16 protein-coding genes and 1 pseudogene are annotated in these 16,033 nt (G+C 71.6%); 9 read left to right on the top strand and 8 right to left on the bottom strand.

Annotated elements, in window-relative coordinates:
* The first annotated feature begins 13 nt into the window (after positions 1-13).
* The 5 genes from ACZ4WH_RS36865 (at position 14) to ACZ4WH_RS36845 (ending at position 5,762) form a co-directional block, all read left to right on the top strand.
* Positions 14-814, top strand: coding sequence for a sugar phosphate isomerase/epimerase family protein (locus ACZ4WH_RS36865; protein ID WP_468189153.1), 801 nt, complete (start codon positions 14-16; stop codon positions 812-814).
* Complete coding sequence (locus ACZ4WH_RS36860; protein ID WP_468189151.1) at positions 811-2,166, top strand: MGH1-like glycoside hydrolase domain-containing protein; 1,356 nt, start codon at positions 811-813, stop codon at positions 2,164-2,166. Before ACZ4WH_RS36865 ends, ACZ4WH_RS36860 begins: the two co-directional genes overlap by 4 nt.
* On the top strand, positions 2,163-4,103 hold the full coding sequence (locus ACZ4WH_RS36855) for an amylo-alpha-1,6-glucosidase (RefSeq protein ID WP_468189149.1): 1,941 nt from the start codon (positions 2,163-2,165) through the stop codon (positions 4,101-4,103). Before ACZ4WH_RS36860 ends, ACZ4WH_RS36855 begins: the two co-directional genes overlap by 4 nt.
* 117 nt (positions 4,104-4,220) lie before the next feature.
* On the top strand, positions 4,221-4,415 hold the full coding sequence (locus ACZ4WH_RS36850; RefSeq protein WP_468189147.1) for a hypothetical protein: 195 nt from the start codon (positions 4,221-4,223) through the stop codon (positions 4,413-4,415).
* A gap of 156 nt (positions 4,416-4,571) precedes the next feature.
* Positions 4,572-5,762 carry a glycosyltransferase gene (locus ACZ4WH_RS36845; RefSeq protein ID WP_468189145.1) on the top strand — a complete coding sequence of 397 codons (1,191 nt, stop codon included), beginning with the start codon at positions 4,572-4,574 and terminating at the stop codon, positions 5,760-5,762.
* A 2-nt stretch (positions 5,763-5,764) separates the two neighbouring features.
* Here ACZ4WH_RS36845 and ACZ4WH_RS36840 read toward each other — a convergent pair whose 3' ends face one another.
* The 3 genes from ACZ4WH_RS36840 to ACZ4WH_RS36830 form a co-directional block, all read right to left on the bottom strand.
* Positions 5,765-6,220, bottom strand: coding sequence for a MarR family winged helix-turn-helix transcriptional regulator (locus ACZ4WH_RS36840; protein ID WP_468189143.1), 456 nt, complete (start codon positions 6,218-6,220; stop codon positions 5,765-5,767).
* Between the two features lie 155 nt (positions 6,221-6,375).
* Complete coding sequence (locus tag ACZ4WH_RS36835; protein ID WP_468189140.1) at positions 6,376-7,089, bottom strand: SDR family NAD(P)-dependent oxidoreductase; 714 nt, start codon at positions 7,087-7,089, stop codon at positions 6,376-6,378.
* 96 nt (positions 7,090-7,185) lie between these two features.
* A complete protein-coding gene (locus ACZ4WH_RS36830; RefSeq protein ID WP_468189137.1) occupies positions 7,186-8,286 on the bottom strand; it encodes an alpha/beta fold hydrolase in 1,101 nt (366 codons plus the stop codon).
* 484 nt (positions 8,287-8,770) lie between these two features.
* Between ACZ4WH_RS36830 and ACZ4WH_RS36825 the strand changes: the two genes are divergently transcribed.
* Together ACZ4WH_RS36825 and ACZ4WH_RS36820 are read left to right on the top strand one after the other, a co-directional pair.
* Complete coding sequence (locus ACZ4WH_RS36825) at positions 8,771-9,928, top strand: YbfB/YjiJ family MFS transporter (RefSeq protein WP_468189238.1); 1,158 nt, start codon at positions 8,771-8,773, stop codon at positions 9,926-9,928.
* A 273-nt stretch (positions 9,929-10,201) separates the two neighbouring features.
* Positions 10,202-10,489 (top strand): annotated as a pseudogene (locus tag ACZ4WH_RS36820) (hypothetical protein); the annotation flags it as partial.
* 74 nt (positions 10,490-10,563) lie between these two features.
* Here ACZ4WH_RS36820 and ACZ4WH_RS36815 read toward each other — a convergent pair.
* Positions 10,564-11,151, bottom strand: a complete 588-nt coding sequence (locus tag ACZ4WH_RS36815; RefSeq protein WP_468189135.1) for a TetR/AcrR family transcriptional regulator — start codon at positions 11,149-11,151, stop codon at positions 10,564-10,566.
* Positions 11,152-11,380: 229 nt separating this feature from the next.
* Here ACZ4WH_RS36815 and ACZ4WH_RS36810 point away from each other — a divergent pair, with 229 nt between their 5' ends.
* Positions 11,381-12,145, top strand: a complete 765-nt coding sequence (locus ACZ4WH_RS36810; RefSeq protein WP_468189132.1) for an SDR family NAD(P)-dependent oxidoreductase — start codon at positions 11,381-11,383, stop codon at positions 12,143-12,145.
* Positions 12,146-12,354: 209 nt separating this feature from the next.
* On the opposite strand, the gene ACZ4WH_RS36805 is transcribed toward ACZ4WH_RS36810, so the two are convergent.
* The 4 genes from ACZ4WH_RS36805 to ACZ4WH_RS36790 all read right to left on the bottom strand — a co-directional run bounded on the left by ACZ4WH_RS36805 (position 12,355) and on the right by ACZ4WH_RS36790 (position 14,908).
* The gene (locus tag ACZ4WH_RS36805) at positions 12,355-13,575 is read right to left on the bottom strand and encodes an aminotransferase class V-fold PLP-dependent enzyme (protein ID WP_468189129.1); all 1,221 of its coding nucleotides are present in this window, start codon (positions 13,573-13,575) and stop codon (positions 12,355-12,357) included.
* 125 nt (positions 13,576-13,700) lie between these two features.
* On the bottom strand, positions 13,701-14,189 hold the full coding sequence (locus tag ACZ4WH_RS36800; protein ID WP_468189127.1) for an SsgA family sporulation/cell division regulator: 489 nt from the start codon (positions 14,187-14,189) through the stop codon (positions 13,701-13,703).
* 113 nt (positions 14,190-14,302) lie between these two features.
* On the bottom strand, positions 14,303-14,431 hold the full coding sequence (locus tag ACZ4WH_RS36795) for a hypothetical protein (protein WP_468189125.1): 129 nt from the start codon (positions 14,429-14,431) through the stop codon (positions 14,303-14,305).
* Positions 14,432-14,464: 33 nt separating this feature from the next.
* The gene (locus ACZ4WH_RS36790) at positions 14,465-14,908 is read right to left on the bottom strand and encodes a VOC family protein (protein WP_468189123.1); all 444 of its coding nucleotides are present in this window, start codon (positions 14,906-14,908) and stop codon (positions 14,465-14,467) included.
* Between the two features lie 278 nt (positions 14,909-15,186).
* On the opposite strand from ACZ4WH_RS36790, the gene ACZ4WH_RS36785 reads away from it, so the two are divergent.
* Positions 15,187-15,882 (top strand): type 1 glutamine amidotransferase domain-containing protein, encoded by a 696-nt coding sequence (locus tag ACZ4WH_RS36785; RefSeq protein ID WP_468189121.1) that lies wholly within the window; start codon positions 15,187-15,189, stop codon positions 15,880-15,882.
* The last annotated feature ends 151 nt before the right edge of the window (positions 15,883-16,033 follow it).

Below are 16,033 nucleotides of genomic sequence, written 5' to 3'. Positions count from 1 at the left end.
CGAAAGGCCCCTCATGCTCAAGACCGCGGCGCAGGAACAGCTCCTGCCCGGAGACACCCTGCAAGCCAAGTGGGAGTTCGCCCAGGAGGCGGGCTACGACGCCATCGAACTGCGCGGCAAGGGCGACTTCCACTTCGCCTCCCGCCTCGACGAACTGAAGCAGGCCCGCAAGGACGGCGTGGTCATGCCCACCGTGTGCGTCGACATGCTGCACTTCCTCGGCGCCTTCGACGCGGACCTGCGCCGCGACGCCGTCGACCAGATGAAGTCCCAGCTCACCGTGATCGCGGAGATCGGCGGCCTGGGCGCCCAGACCCCGGCCTCGTACGGCATGTTCTCCCGCCGCCTGCCGCCCTTCGAACCACCGCGCGGCGAGGAGGAGGACCGCGAGATCCTGCTGAGCGGCCTGACCGAACTCGGGGAGCACGCCCGCAAGGAAGGCGTGACCCTCTTCCTGGAGCCGCTGAACCGGTACGAGGACCACATGGTCAACCGGCTGGAGCAGGCCGCCGACCTGATCCGCGCCACCGGCCTTGACTCGATCAGGATCGGCATCGACAGCTACCACATGAACATCGAGGAGAGCGACCCCGCCGCCGCGATCCTCGCCCACGCCGACGTCATCGGCCACGCCCAGGTCTCCGACTCCAACCGCTTCCAGCCCGGAGCCGGCCACCTCGACTGGTCCGCCTGGCTCGGCGCCCTGCACACCATCGGGTACGACGGTTACCTCGCCCTCGAATGCCGGCTGACCGGCGACCCCGTCGAAGCCGTCCGGTCCGTCCCCGCGTTCCTCAAGAGGTCCGGCGCGTGAAGTCCCTCCTGGTCCGACCCGCGCCCACCGCGACCGCAGACCTGACCCTGCGGCGCGGTGCGGCGCGGGTCCTCATCGACAACTGGACCGGCGCCTCGACCGTTCCGTCCCGCACCCTCTACCCCCATCAGTGGAGCTGGGACTCCGCCTTCATCGCCATCGGGCTGCGCCACCTCTCCGTCCGCCGCGCCCAGCAGGAGCTGGAGTCGCTGCTGTCCGCCCAGTGGGCCGACGGACGCATACCGCACATCGTCTTCAACCCTGCCGTACCGGACGACGCCTACTTCCCGAGCCCCGGCTTCTGGCGCTCCTCCACCGCCGGCCAGGTGGCGGGCGCCCCGGCGTCACCCGAGACGTCGGGCATCGTCCAGCCACCGGTGCACGCCCTGGCGGCCTGGCTCGTCCACCGCGCCGATCCCGGGGAGTCCCGCCGACGCGGCTTCCTCACCCGGGTCCGCCCACGCCTCGCCGCCTGGCACGACTACCTCCTGGGCCACCGTGACCTCGGCGGCGGCGGACTGGCCGCCGTGGTCCACCCCTGGGAGCCGGGCATGGACAACAGCCCGTGCTGGGACCAGGCGCTGCGACGCGTGGAACCGGCCGCTCCGGACGCCTTCCGCCGCGCCGACCTGAACCACGGTCATCCCGCCGACAGGCCCACCGACCTGGACTACGGCCGCTACGTCCGCCTGGTGACCGACTACCGCGACGCCGGCTACGACGACCGAGCCTCGCGGCACACCTTCGCGGTGGAGGACCCCTGCTTCAACGCGCTGCTGATCGTCAGCGAACGGGCTCTGGCGGCCATGGCACGGGAGACCGGCGCGGACGACTCGGTGCACTCCGACCGCGCCGACGCACTCACCCGGCACCTGGTGACCCGGCTCTGGGACGAGGACGCGGGCCTGTTCCGCGTCCGCGACCTGGCCACCGACACCCTGGTCGGAGAAGACGCCGTCACCGGCCTGGTGCCGCTCCTCGCCCCCCACCTGCCGCAGCGCGTCGTCAGCCGCCTCGTCGAGACGCTCACCGGCCCGCGCTTCGCCGCACCGGCCACGTCTCTGGTCCCGAGCTACGACCTGACCGGCCACGCCTTCGACGCCCAGCGTTACTGGCGCGGCCCCGCCTGGTTCAACACCGCCTGGCTGATCCACCGCGGTCTGCGCACGCACGGCCGGGAACAGGAGGCCGAACGGCTGCGGCGGGGATTCCTCCGCGAGGCGGGACGGTCCGACTTCGCCGAGTACGTCGACCCCACCACCGGTGCCGCCCGTGGCGCCCGGCACTTCTCGTGGACCGCCGCTCTCACGCTCGACCTGCTGAGTGCCGACCCCAAGGAGCCCACGCCATGACCTCGGCCGACAACCGTGTCCAGCTCGTGCGGGACGCCACCTTCGCCCGTGTCGACGCCGCCGGGGGAATCCACGGCACTCGCGGCACCGCGCCCGACGGACTGTTCCTGCGCGACGGCCGCCACCTCAGCCGCTGGCACCTGACCGTCGACGGCACCGAACCCGTCCCCCTGGTTCCCGCCGACGCCGCGACGGACCACACGGCCGTCTGCGTCCTGACCCCGCGAGGGACCCGGGACAACCCGCCGGCCTACACCGTCTTCCGCGAACAGACCGTCAGCGCCGGTGAGTTGACCGAACACCTGCGCCTGGTCAGCAATCGTCCCGAGCCGGTCACCGCCCGCGTGGAGATCACCGCCGACGCCGACTTCGCCGACCTGTTCGAACTGCGCGGGGACGACCGGCACTACGCCAAGCCCGGCGCCCGGCGCGAGACCCACGACACAGACGACGGCCTGGTCTTCGACTACCGACGCGCCGACTGGCACTCCCGGACCACCGTCGTCAGTCACCCGGCCCCCACCGGCATCGACGCCGTCCCGGACCTGCCCACCGCCCGTACGCTGCGGTGGAGCCTGCCGCTCGCCGCGCACGGCGAGGCCGACCTCCGAGTGACCGTTCGCGCCCGCCCGCACGGACTGCCGAACGGGACGCCCACCCCCGCACGTCCGCCCCGACGAACGACGACACCGACCGACGACCTGACCCGCCCGCGCGAGCGGGGCCTGGCCGAGGACCTGGCCCGCACCTGCGAGCGAGGCCTGGCCGACGTGGACCTGCTGACCATCGCGGTCACCGGCCTGGACGGCGAGGAAGTCGCCGTGCCCGCCGCCGGCATTCCCTGGTTCCTCACCCTGTTCGGCCGGGACTCACTGCTGACGTCGTACTTCCTGCTGCCCGAGCGGCCCGGGACGGCAGCCGCCACACTGAGCGCCCTCGCGGCGACCCAGGGCCGGCACCACGACCCCGTCAGCGGCGAACAGCCCGGACGCATCGTCCACGAAACCCGCCACGGCGAACTCGCGCACTTCCGGCAGATCCCCTACGGCCGCTACTACGGCGCCGTCGACGCCACACCGCTCTTCCTCGTCCTGCTCCACGCCCACTACGAGACGACCGGCGACCCGGCCCTGGCCGTACGGCTGGAGCAGCACGCCCGGCGAGCCGTCGACTGGATGCTCACCGACGGCGGCCTGGACGAGCACGGCTACCTCGTCTACCAGCCCGATCCGAACGGCCTGGTCAACCAGAACTGGAAGGACTCGGCGGGCGCCGTCTGCTTCACCGACGGCACGCAGGCCCAGGGCCCCATCGCCGTCTCGGAAGCCCAGGGCTACGCCTACGACGCCCTGATCCGCACCGCCGATCTGGCCGCCGTGGTCTGGCAGGACCCGTCGTACGCCCGCCGCCTGCGCGACGCCGCCGCAGCGCTGCGCGCCCGCTTCACCACCGACTTCTGGATGCCGGACGCCGACTTCCCCGCACTGGCACTGGACGGCCGGGGGCGCCAGGTCGACGCTCTCGCCTCCGACGCCGGCCACCTCCTGTGGTCCGGGATACTCGACCCGGCACGGGCCCGCCGGGTCGGACAGCGGCTGCTGGAGCCGGACTTCTTCTCCGGCTGGGCGATCCGCACGCTCGCCGCGGGACAGAAGCCCTACCATCCGCTGTCGTACCACCGCGGCAGCGCCTGGCCGCACGACAACGCGGTCATCGCGCTCGGCCTGGCCCGGTACGGACTCGCCGACCAGGTCCGCACCGTCGTGGACGGCCTGGTGGCGGCAGCCTCCCATGACGGATACCGCCTGCCCGAGGTACTGGCCGGCTACGACCGCACGGCCACGGCCCGGCCGGTGCCCTACCCCCACTCGTGCTCACCTCAGGCCTGGGCCGCGGCGGCCCCGCTCGCCCTGCGAACGGCACTGCGCATGCTGTGAAGCACGCGCGCGACAGCAGGTTGCCTCCGTCACCCCCTTGACAGGTTACGCAAGGAGGTGCAGTGTTGCGGTCATCGAACCCGGTGAGCCGGTCCGCTACGAGGAAAGGAAGCCACCGTGGGAACTGAGTCCGCCGTGGACGCGGCAGCAGCGGCACGTCACGCCCGCTTCGGCAAGCTGCCCGAGCGCATCCACTTCCATGAGATGGTCGAGGAGAAGGAAGCCGAGCCGAACGGTGCGGCGAACGCCTCCTACAACCCCGAGGGCGCATGGAACCACTTCTCGTGCCTCGCGCTGGACATGGGCCTCTGAGGCACACGTATGCGCGGGCGCGTGTGAGTACACCCGACGTGCTTGACTGAGCAAGTAATGGTGGGGTAGCTTGATGGTGATGCTGCTCTCCGGAGTCAAGGGAGCAGCACGCCGTCGCGTGGTCTCTCGCGACGCAGAGTCAGGAAGCTCCTCGCCGTGCGCATCCTCTTCTTCAGCGACCCTCTTCGACGACGCCTGCTGCCCCTGCTGCCACTGGCTCGTGCGTTCCGCCGACAGGGGCACGAAGTCGCCTTCTCAACCGCTGCGGAGACGGCCTCCTGGCTTGAGCCGGAGGGCTTCGAACTGCTCCACGCCGGGCCCGGCTCGCACGAGGTGACCGCAGAAACCGCTCGCCGCATCGGCGTCGACATCCTGTTCCGCGCGACGGCGGACCTCGCGGCGGTCCTCGCCGGCGTACGTGTCGACCTCCTGGCGGACGAGGCGCTGCACCGGACCCGGCAGTGGGCGCCCGATCTGGTCATCGCCGAGCACAGCGACCTGGTGGGCCCGCTGGTCGCGAGCGCGCTGCACCTGCCGTGCGCCGTGGCGGTCGCCGGACCCGCGCTGGAACCGGCCGAACTCGACGCCCTCGCGGCGACGGCGAGCCCGCGCTACCTCCGCCGCGGCCTTCAGCCGCCCTCCCGGGTGCCGTCCGGCCACTGGCTGCTGGACCTGTGCCCGCCGAGTCTGCAACGCGCCGGGTGGCACTCCTTCCCCGGCCGTATCCCCATGAGAGCGGAAACGCACCTGGGCTCGGCTCCGTCGGTATGGGCGAGCAGAGACTCTGGCTCCGGCCGGCGAAGGGTACTGGTCGGGTTCGGCGCGGAAGCCGGGACATCGCTCGAACTCGTGCCGGTGATCCGGTCGTTGAGCACACTCGATGTCGACCTCGTGGTGGCCACGGGCAAGGAGGCGGTCGACGACCTCGCATGGGAACCGGACCGGATACGGCTGAGCCCCGGCTGCCCCGCCGCCGAGCAACTGCGAGCCGCCTCAGCCGTGGTGCACCACGGTGGTCCGGACATCACGTTCGCCGCGTTGGCTCGCGGAATACCCGCTGTCGTCGTCCCGGAATCGCCGGAACAGGAGCAGCAGGCGGCCCTGCTCGCAGCTGCCGGAGCGGGCATCGCACTGCCGGCGCGGGAACAGGATCCCGCCGTGATCACCGCGGGGCTGCGGCGGGTGCTGTCGGAGGCGAGCTTCACCGCCGCCGCGTCCCGCATCCGCGACGAGATCGCCGCCATGCCGACGGCGCCGCAGGTGGCACGGCGGCTTGTCGCGACAGTCTCCGCCGAGCGCGGGCGCTGGTCGAGGTCCGCGGCGCGGCCGGCCCGCTCGGGCGACTGAGGTCAGACGGACGCTATGCGCTCCAGCACCTTCGCGGCAGCGGCGATGTCGCAGCCCTCCAGACGCGAGAAGACATGGCGTCGCACGCTCGCGAGATTGGTGGGCCATGCCTGCTTGAGCTGCGTCCACCCGGCGCTGGTGAGCACGGCGAGCCAGGCCCTCCCGTCGTCGGGCGACTTCTCACGGATGACCAGCGACTGCGCCTCCAGCCGGTTCACCACCCGCGTCATGCCGCTCAGTGACAGACCACACATGCCGGCCAGCTCGCTCATCCGCATCTGGTTGTGCGGCGCCTCGGAGAGATGCACGAGGACCATGTACTCGGTACCCGAAATCGGATGCTCTTCCAGCATGTCCGCGTCGACGACCCGGGGCAGGAGTGTGATGACTCTCCCCAGAGCCCGTAGGAAGGCCTCCTCGTCGCGGTTCAAGGGCTTGATGGTCGTCACGTCTGCCATGGCCACAGTGTAAATGCCAGGGCCTCTGCGCAGACCGGGGCGTAGTTAATTGCAGTGGAAACTAATGCCGTGCCCGTATGAAAAGTCGATTGCCGTCCCGGCCCTCAAGAGTCATCTCGCGATTTCGCAGAGATACGTGTCCGGTGGGCCCGACGTCAGTGACCGGCGCTCTGGCCGCCGTCGACGTGCAGGGTCTCACCGGTGACGAAGGGAGCGTTGTCCAGATAGAGGACCGCGTCGACGGCGTCCTGGATCTCGCCCAACCGGCCGACCGGATGCAGAGCCCGCAGCGTGCCGTAGGACTCCGGCGGATGCATGGGCGTCCTGATGATGCCGAGTGCGACCGCGTTGCTGCGGATGCCCCGGTCGGCGTACTCGATGGCGAGGGCCTTGGTCGCGGACTGCAGGCCGCCCTTGGTCAGCGAGGCCAGCACCGAGGGGGTCGCCGAACTGGCGTGATCCACGAGGCTGGTGGTGATCTGGACGATGTGACCGCCGCCCTGCCGGAGCATCTGCTCGACGGCCAGCTGGGAGATGCGGAAGAACCCGGACACGTTGATGCCCGTGACCATGTCGTAGTCGGCCTGCGTGTACTCGTGGAAGGGCTTGGAGAGGAAGACACCCGCGTTGTTGACCAAGGTGTCGATGCGGCCGAAACGCTCGATCCCCGCCGAGATGACACGCTCGGCGGTGGCGGGGTCGGCGATGTCTCCCCGCACGGCGAGGACGTCCGGATCCTGCGAGGGGGCGATGCCGCGGGAGGTGGCGACGACCGCGTGGCCGAGCTTGCGGTAGGCGTCGACCAGGCCGGCACCGATGCCCTGCGACGCACCGGTGATGACGACGACCCTCTGATCGGGATTGCTCATGATGATGCTCCAGAGAGAGGTGATGGGCTCTGGGTTCCCGCCCGACTGACGATACAGACGACCCCCCGCAACCGGTGCGACAACGTGCCGGTGACATCAGCCGAGGTGACCTACGGCTTCCCGGCGGCTCCGGACGTGGTCGACGTCGACGACCGCCTGCGCGAAGGCGGTGGGAGCCTCCTGCGGCACGTTGTGGCCGATGCCGGTCAGTGTCCGGTGCTCGTACTCGCCCGTGAACCGGTCGCGGTACGACGCCCCGTTGCCCGGCGCGGTGAACGGGTCGCGCTCCGCGTCGATCGTGATGGTCGGCACCTTGATGACGGGGCGGGCGGCCAGCTGCTTCTCGTAGCGGTCGTAGCGGCGTTCGCCGTCGGCGAGACCCAGCCGCCAGCGGTAGTTGTGGATCACGATGGCCGGGTAGTCGGGGTTGTCGAACGCGGCGGCCGTCCGCTCGAACGTGGCGTCGTCGAAGTGCCAGGTCGGGGAGACGGTGTCCCAGACGAGCCGGCACAGGTCGTGCCGGTACGTCTTGTCCTCCATGGCGAGGCGGCCCCGTTCGGTGCTGAAGTAGTACTGGTACCACCACGCGTACTCGGCCTTGGGAGGGATGGGTTTCTTCTGCGCTTCCACGTTGGTGATCAGGTATCCGCTCACCGACACCAGTCCCTTGACGCGCTCAGGCCACAGGGCCGCGATGATGTCGGCGGTGCGCGAGCCCCAGTCGAAGCCGGCGAGCACGGCCTTCTCGATCTTCAAGGCGTCCATCAGGGCGACGATGTCCAGGGCCACCACCGACTGCTGTGCGTTGCGGAAGGTCCGGGAGGAGAGGAAGCGCGTGGTGCCGTGCCCCCGCAGATAGGGGGTGATGACCCGGTAGCCCCGCGCCGCCAGCAGCGGGGACACGTCGACGAAGCTGTGGATGTCGTAGGGCCAGCCGTGCAGGCAGACGACCACGGGCCCGTGCGCTGGGCCCGCCTCCGCGTATCCGACGTCCAGCACACCCGCCCGGACCTGTTTCAGCGCGGCGAACGAGGTGTGCGTCCCCGGGGCCACCGTGGGCACCGCCGGAGGCGGGGTGGTGGCGCCGGCGTGGTGCGCGGGTGAGGGCGTCGCGTGCGCCTGGCCTCCGGGCGGCGATGCCGCGGCCACGCCCGTCCCGAGACCGACGGCCTTGTTGAAGGTGCGCCTGTTGATCATGAATGATCCTCCGTCGTGCGGCTCCGAGGGCAGAAGTGACGGTCACGGGCGCTCCCTGGCTTCAGGGGGCCGTCGCCGTGCGAATGCGCGATGGGCATGGCACAGTCATCGTCACTGGCCAGGCGACTGCCCAATTATGGCGCGTCTCCGGTATGACGGCATTCCATGGCGGCCGGGCGGAAACGGATCGGTCACCGGACGGAACGTGTCCGGCTCGCGGGACATGTGCGGAGCACTTCATGTCACGTGTCTCGCCTCTGGGAGGCTGAGCTTCTCAGCAGCGAGGAAACCGGTCCTGGATTCCGCCGGGCGGCGGGCGCAGCCTGTCCGCATGGGAATCAGGCGGAACATCGTGTCGGTGGCTCCCGGTCTCGACCGGCGGCCGGTCACCGCGTCCTCGTCGGTCGAGGCCCCGGTCCGGGGAGGCCCGCGGAGTTCGCCGTGGGTACACGTTCTCCAGGCCGCCGCCGCGCTGGCGGCCGGGATGGGCGTCGGCCGCTTCGTCTACACCCCCATCCTCCCGCTGATGCAGGCGCAGGCCGGACTGTCGGCCGGGGCCGGAGCGAACCTGGCGACCGCGAACTACGTGGGCTATCTGGCCGGTGCGCTCGCGGGCATCCTCGCCCCGCGGCTGGTGCGTTCCCGGGCGGTGCTGCGCGGCTGTCTGCTCGCGCTGGTGGCCACCCTGGCGGGGATGCCGCTGACCCGCAGCGGCGTCGTCTGGCTGATGCTCCGCCTCGGGGCGGGCCTCTTCAGCGCGATGATCTTCGTGATCGCCGTGAGTTCCCTGCTCAGCCATCTCCGCGAGCATCCGGCCCACCTGTCCGGCTGGGCGTTCGGCGGGGTCGGGTCCGGCATCGCCCTGTCCGGCCTGCTCGTCCTCGCCCTGCGCACGGTCGGCAACTGGCAGGCCGCGTGGTGGGCCTCCGCCGCGCTGGGCGCGGCGCTCACGCTCGCCGCGTGGGGTCTGCGTCCGGAGTCCGCCGCCCAGCAGGCCCCCGCGGCGTCCGCTCCGGGGGCGCGGACGAGCGGGCCGCGCACCCACCGCTGGTTCGGCGCTCTTTTGGCGTCCTACACGCTGGAAGGGATCGGCTACATCATCGCCGGTACCTTCCTGGTCGCGGCGATCAACCAGACGTCACCCGGCTGGATCGGCAGCGGTGCCTGGGTGGTGGTGGGCCTGGCGGCCATACCCTCCTCCGCCGTGTGGGCCGGGCTGGGACGCCGCTGGTCCAGGCCGGACCTGCTGCTGGCCGCGCTCGGCGTCCAGGCAGTGGGTATCGCGCTGCCCGCGCTGGTCGGGGGAGTGGCGCCCGCGCTGATCTCGGCGGTGCTGTTCGGCTCCACCTTCATCGGCGTGAGCACGCTGGCGCTGGCGGCCGGTACGCATTTGCGGTTCCCGCGCGCCGTGGCCCTGCTGACCGCCGGGTACTCCGTCGGGCAGATCCTCGGGCCGCTGGTGGCTACGCCCCTGCTGCGTCACGGCTACCACCAGGCCCTGCTCCTGGCCGCCGCCGTCGTGCTGGCCGCGGCGCTGACCGCGTTCGGGCTCCGCATCGGGTTCCCACACACGATGCCGGTGCCGGACGTCGAGCGGAGCGCGGAGACGGGAGCCACCGCCGAGGTCCCGACGGGCCGGTGACCCGCGTCTTGGTACACGGCCGCGCAGATCCGGGAAGACCGTGAACCGATCCGCCGGGTCCGCACGTGTATCCGCTGACAGGCCCCCGCCACCCCACCCCCTCGTGGGTCCTGAACTCGGCTCACGGAACCGGTGAACAGGTGTCCTGAGGTGCTGCACGTCCGAAGAAACGCGTTCCAGAGCGGTAACCCGGTGTGTCTCAGTCGGGCGTACCGCCGTCAGGGCGGACGCAAGGCCGCAGCCAGGGATCCGCTGCCCGGAGTCGCCGACCTGATGACGACTCGGGGTGTCCTCGCGCGCACCGCCCTCGCGTTCCGTCTGACCGTGGTCATCGCCGTCATGTCGTGGACGGTGCCTCCGGTTCCTCCCACCCATCCGGTCCGGTCGTACGGCCTCGTCGGCGGAACGGGCAGTGTGGTCGGGGGTGTCCTCCGCGGTGTCACGGGGGTCGGGCCGGCCGTGCCCGTCCCCGCGTTCCACCTCGGGCAGGTCGAGGACGGGATCACCCATGGAGCCCCGCGGCAGGAGTCATGGGCGGCGGCCTGTGGACGGGCCCTGACCCTGGTGTGGCTTGGGTGCCCGGGACGCGATAGCGCCCCTGGCGGCGGTGCGGTCCTGATCGTCGTCCGGATCGCTCAGTGCGTCAGGATGCCGTGCAGGAGCAGGTCGATGAGGGCGGGGGCCAGGCCGGGGCGCTGTTCGCTGTCGGTCATGACGCTGATCCCGCCGAGGGCCATCAGCACGTCGTGTGCTTCCACCTGTGGCCGGGTGACGTCCTGCCTCGTACCGACGGCGAGGAGATGACGGACCGCCTCGGTGAGGTGGGCCCGGGTGGTCAGCCGCTCGCTCTCGTCGGTCAGTACCACGCGGAGTGCGTCGGCCATGCCGTGCTTGGCCGCCATGAAGTCGATGAAGCGTTCCATCCAGGCCCGCAGCGCCTCCGCCGGGGGCAGGGAGGCGGCGAGTTCCGGCGCGGCGTCGCACAGCAGCCGCACTTCATGTCGGTACGTCGCCTCGATCAGCAGTTCCTTGGAGGGGAACCGGCGGTAGAGCGTGCCGACGCCGACGCCGGCCGCGCGGGCGATGTCCTTGACCGAAGCGCCGGTGCCTTCCCGGGCGAAGGCCTCGGCCGCGGCGCTCAGCAGCCGGTCCTCGTTGCGTCGCGCATCGGAGCGCAGCGGCCTGTCCCGCCGCCCGGCGCCGTCCGTACCGTTGCCGGCCACCCCGTTCCCCTTCCCTCACACCTGTAACCGGAACCGGTTCCGCTTACTGTGCAACCGGAACCAGTTCCGGTTGGGAGGTTACCGCTCGCCCGGGGACCTCCGCGAGCCGCCACGTCCCCCCGCGCCGTGACCGTGAGCGCGGGGGGCGACCACACCAGCCACCGGACCGGGGCTCCATCGACCAGCGGTCCGTCGAGGCCGCGACCACCCCCCCACGGGAGGAAGACACATGACCGCACGACTGCAGAACACGGTGGCTCTGGTGACCGGTGCGAGCAGCGGCATCGGCGCGGCGACCGCGCGCGGCCTCGCCGCCGAGGGCGCCGCCGTCGCCGTGCTGGGACGGCGGCGCGCGCGTCTGGAGGCGCTCGCGGACGAGCTACGGGCCGACGGGGGCACGGCCTTCGTGGTGGAGGCCGACATCACCGACAAGCACCGGGCCGCGAGCGCGGTCGAGAGCGTGGTGGCTGAACTCGGCCGCCTGGACACGGTCGTCAACAACGCCGGCTTCATGGGCGTCGGGCAGGTGGTGGACGCACCGCTGGACGAGTGGGAGCACATGCTGGAGGTCAACGTCCAGGGACTGCTGTACGTCACCCACGCCGCGCTGCCGCATCTCCTGCGCGCGGCGGAGGACTCGCCGCGGCGCGTGGCGGACCTGGTCAACATCAGCTCCACCGCGGGCCGGGTCGCGCGCCCCGGAACAGCCGTCTACAACCTGACGAAGTTCGGCGTCAACGGCTTCACCGAGGCCCTGCGGCAGGAGGTCGGCCAGAAGCGGGTGCGGGTGAGCGTGGTCGAGCCCGGCACCGTGGACACCGAACTGAGCACGCACCTGCGCGACGGCGTACGACAGGCCGTCCAGCGCCAGATCGAGGGCATGGAGCCGCTCCGGCCCGAGGACGTCGCCGACGCCGTGTCGTACATCGTCACCCGGGACCGCCGGGTCGCCGTCAACGAGATCCTGGTACGCGCCGGCGAGCAGACCTGGTAGCGGCCTGCTGGCCCGCCACGGGTCGACGGCCCGGGCCGTCGGACCTCCACCGACGCTCCCGTGCCGGGGCCGAGGGAGCTGTCGGCCCGGCTGCCGAGTTCGGGCGGCCGGGCCGGGGCGGGTTCCTGAGGCCCGCGCCCTGACGTGCGAGCCGCGACACCGGAAGCACGCGCCGCACACCAGGGCTCGCACCGCGAGGACCGGCGGTCTCAGCGCCGCAACGACACCAGCGCGGCGGCGACCCGGTCGGACACCTCGGGAGGCGTCGAGGCGTGCGGGGAGAGCCTGAGCGAGTCGGCGCGCACTGTCGGAGTGACACCCTCGGCGTGCAACGCCTTCGCCACGCGGGACGGTTCGTGCCCCGGCAGGGTGAAGGAGAGGATGCCCGCTCGCCGCGCCGGGTCGGCGGGGGAGAGGACGCGGCCCCCGCACCGCTGGACGGTCTCGACGAGTTCGGCGATCCGCGCGGCGATCGCGGCCTCGATCGCCGCCACGGTGTGCCGCTCGACGAGGCCCAGCGCGGACGCGAACGCGGCGGCCGCCACCGGGCTGAGGTGGGTGATCGACCACCGTCCCGCGTCCCGGGCCGGCGGGTGCGCCGTTCCGTCGAAGAGGCCGGCGTCCTCGACACCCGTCCAGCCGGTGAGGACCGGCTCCATGCGTTCCAGCGCCCGGTCGGACAGCGTGGCGAAGCCGGTGGCCCATCCCGCGCGCAGCCACTTCTGGCCGCCCGTCACCAGTACGTCGGCCGTGTCCCAGGGCATCGCGGACACGCCGAACGCCTGGATGGCGTCCACGATCAGCAGCCGGTCCGGCCCGATCGCCTCGCGCAGCGCCGCGAGGTCGGCGCGGAAACCGGTACGGAAGTCCACGGCGCTGACGGACAGGGCGACCACGTCATCGGTCAGCGCGGCGCGGACCAGGTCGGGGGTGACACCGGTGCCGGGCGCGGGGTCGAGCCAGCGTGGTGTGGCCCGGCCCAGCTGCGCGGCGCGGTGCCAGGGGTAGTGGTTGGCGGGGAAGTCGGTGCGCGGCGCGAGGACCACGCCCTCCCGGACGCCGAGGGCGGCGTGGAACAGGCCGGTGGACGTGTTCGGGAGCAGCACGGTGTGCTCGGCGTCGGTGCCCGCGAGACGGGCGGCCGTGTCCCGCGCGGCCTCCTCCGCACGCATCAGGGCATCCACGGTGGTGTGGTCGGCGGTGGCGGACTCCCCCAGGGCGCGCCCGGTGGCGGCCACGGCATCCCGCGACGGCGGTCCGAACCGCGCGAAGTCGAGGTACCCGGCGGGCGTGTCGAAGTGGGCGGCGTACGACGTGAGCACGGGGCTCGTCCTTCCGGGCCGGTGTGGTGCGGTCGGGGTGGCGCATCGGTTGAACGCCGTGCCCGTGCGGTGGACCGCCTCCTCGCCGCCCACCACACGTGTCGTCACCCGCCCCGCACGGTACGCGGCTCGCACCGCGCGGTCCCCGCCGGGGTAACGGTCCGCCTCCCGGCAGGCGCCCGCCGGACCCCGCCCCGACGGAACGACCCGTCGCCCACTCGTCGGGGGCTCCGTCATTCCGTCCTTCGACCGGTCCCGCGCATCAGCCGGGCGAGGGACTCGTCCAGCCGCAGCATGCCGCTTTCGGCGCCGACCGCCACCCTGTCGAAGGCACGGTCGAGGAAGCGCCGCAGCACGGTGGCCGGCGCGGTCACGATCGTGGTGCCGGTCGGCGAGCTGATCCGGATGTGCAGCGCGCCCTGTCCCGCCTCCAGCAGGTGCGGGCGACGTGGCGCGGGCCACGTCTGTACGTCTCCGAGACCGGCGGGCCGCAACAGGCCCTCCGCGAGGAGATCGCGTGCGAACACCCATTCCACCGGTGGCGTCACACCCGAGTCCACCACCATCCGCACGGCGTAGGGCTCGTCGGCCGCGTAGTGGAAGAACAGTGTGACCGGCACGGTGACCGAACCGTCGAGGAGGACGGTGCCTTCGCAACGGCAGCTGGTGCCCGGCTGTGGGGACGACGCCGGGCCGGGGCGGTGGGGGCAGTGGTGGCTCATGTCTTGCTCATTCGCTCAGGCGCTGCGCCGCAACGGCGCCCGCGGGCACAGCCGACTCGCCACGGGAGCGAGTTGCGGTGAATACCCCCTGACCAACAGATGACTGGTTGTCTTCATTCCGGCGGCCCGGCCGAAGAGACGTTCCTGACATCTCCGGCGGCACGGGCCCCGTCGGCCCCGTTCTCGCCGACCGGACCCCCACCTGTGACCACCACGTCGTAGGTGCGGAAGGTCTCGTTCATCACATGCTCCTGTCCCCGGTGGAGTGCTCCGGCCTACCGGCCGGGGAGCCGGGTGGTGACCTCCTGAAGCACCCACCCGTTGCCGTCCGGGTCGCTGAAGGCGGCGAACGAGCCGTAGCTGGCGCGCTGAGGGTGCGGGCCGCTGACCCGTCCCTCTTCCGTGCCGCGGTGGAACACCCCGCCGGCGTCGTGGAAGATCTCGCCCATCTCGATGCCGCGTTCGACGAGTTCGGCGTGGGCGGCCTCGATGTCCGAGACGATGAGGTGCAGGCCCTGGACGGAGCCGGGTGCGGCCGTGGTGACCCCGGTGCCGAACAGGATCGAGCACTGGGAGCCGGGCGGCGTCAGGTGCACCACGCGGTAGCTGTCGTCGGCCACGTAGTCGACGTCCAGACGGAATCCCGCCTTCTCGTAGAAGTCCTTGGCCCGGTCGACGTCGGAGACGGGCAGCACTACGACTTCGAGCTTCAGATCCATGGTCGCCTTCACTTGTGCGGACGAGGGGTGTCGCGTTGCGGCGTACCGCCGGCGTCACCGACTGAACAGGTGACATCCTGGCAGCCGGTCCGTCACTCGTCAAACAGGTGACGGATTTGTCACCGGTTCGGTCCTCGCCGGACACGTTCTGCGACGGCCTGCGACAGGCCGCCCGGCGGCCTGCCCTGCCCGCGTGCGCCCGAACGGAGTCGTACCTACGCTGAAGAAGCTCGCGTCCTCCCCCAGGGCATCGAACGGGCAGAAGAGGAGACGCGCTGATGGCCAAGGTGCTGTTCATCGTGAGCGGGGCGACGTACTGGGTGCTCAAGGACGGCTCCCGGTACGCGACGGGCTATTGGGCCGAGGAATTCGCGATGCCGTACAAGGCGATCACGGAAGCCGGTCACGAGGTCGTGGTGGCGACGCCAGGGGGTGTGACCCCGAATGTCGACATGATGAGCCTGCGTCCTTCCATGGCCGGTGGCGAGGACGGGGCCCTGGAGTTGGAGGCGATCATCCGCTCGGCGGAGGAGATGCGCCGGCCGCTGAAGCTGTCGGACGTTCGCCTGGAGGACTACGACGCGGTGTACCTGCCCGGTGGGCACGGTCCGATGTCGGATCTGGCGTACGACGCCGACGCCGGCCGGCTTCTGACCGCGCAGTTGGCATCGGGCAAGCCGCTGGCGATCGTCTGCCACGCACCCGCCGCGCTGCTGTCCACCCGCATCCGTGGTGAATCGCCCTTCAAGGGCTACCGGGTGACGGGTTTCAGCAACGACGAGGAGGAGGCCGTCGGACTGGCCTCCAGGGCGTTGTGGCTGCTGGAGGACGAACTCAAGGACAAGGTGGGGGTCGAGTACAGTCGCGGCCCGATGTGGGAGCCGTACATGGTGGAGGACCGCAACCTCATCACCGGGCAGAACCCGCACTCGGCGGCGGTACTGGCGGACCGGCTGCTGGAACTCCTCAAGTGAGGGCGCTTTCGGCCGGCGCGCCGTAGCGCGGAAGTGTTCCACGGGACACCCTTCCCGCGGTGGGGGGGGGGGGGGGGGGGGGGGGGGGGGGGGGGGGGGGGGGGGGGGGGGGGGGGGGGGGGGGGGGGGGGGGGGGGGGGGGGGGGGGGGG

Source organism: Streptomyces sp. NPDC029138 (genome assembly GCF_055564375.1).
This window is presented reverse-complemented; position numbering and strand designations above follow the sequence as displayed.

Coding starts and splice junctions, on each gene's coding strand:
- ACZ4WH_RS36865 (WP_468189153.1), top strand. CDS start 14: ATGCTCAAGACCGCGGCGCAGGAACAGCTCCTGCCCGGAGACACCCTG.
- ACZ4WH_RS36855 (WP_468189149.1), top strand. CDS start 2,163: ATGACCTCGGCCGACAACCGTGTCCAGCTCGTGCGGGACGCCACCTTC.
- ACZ4WH_RS36840 (WP_468189143.1), bottom strand. CDS start 6,220: ATGGCAGACGTGACGACCATCAAGCCCTTGAACCGCGACGAGGAGGCC.
- ACZ4WH_RS36835 (WP_468189140.1), bottom strand. CDS start 7,089: ATGAGCAATCCCGATCAGAGGGTCGTCGTCATCACCGGTGCGTCGCAG.
- ACZ4WH_RS36830 (WP_468189137.1), bottom strand. CDS start 8,286: ATGATCAACAGGCGCACCTTCAACAAGGCCGTCGGTCTCGGGACGGGC.
- ACZ4WH_RS36825 (WP_468189238.1), top strand. CDS start 8,771: ATGGGCGTCGGCCGCTTCGTCTACACCCCCATCCTCCCGCTGATGCAG.
- ACZ4WH_RS36810 (WP_468189132.1), top strand. CDS start 11,381: ATGACCGCACGACTGCAGAACACGGTGGCTCTGGTGACCGGTGCGAGC.
- ACZ4WH_RS36800 (WP_468189127.1), bottom strand. CDS start 14,189: ATGAGCCACCACTGCCCCCACCGCCCCGGCCCGGCGTCGTCCCCACAG.
- ACZ4WH_RS36795 (WP_468189125.1), bottom strand. CDS start 14,431: ATGAACGAGACCTTCCGCACCTACGACGTGGTGGTCACAGGTGGGGGT.
- ACZ4WH_RS36790 (WP_468189123.1), bottom strand. CDS start 14,908: ATGGATCTGAAGCTCGAAGTCGTAGTGCTGCCCGTCTCCGACGTCGAC.
- ACZ4WH_RS36785 (WP_468189121.1), top strand. CDS start 15,187: ATGGCCAAGGTGCTGTTCATCGTGAGCGGGGCGACGTACTGGGTGCTC.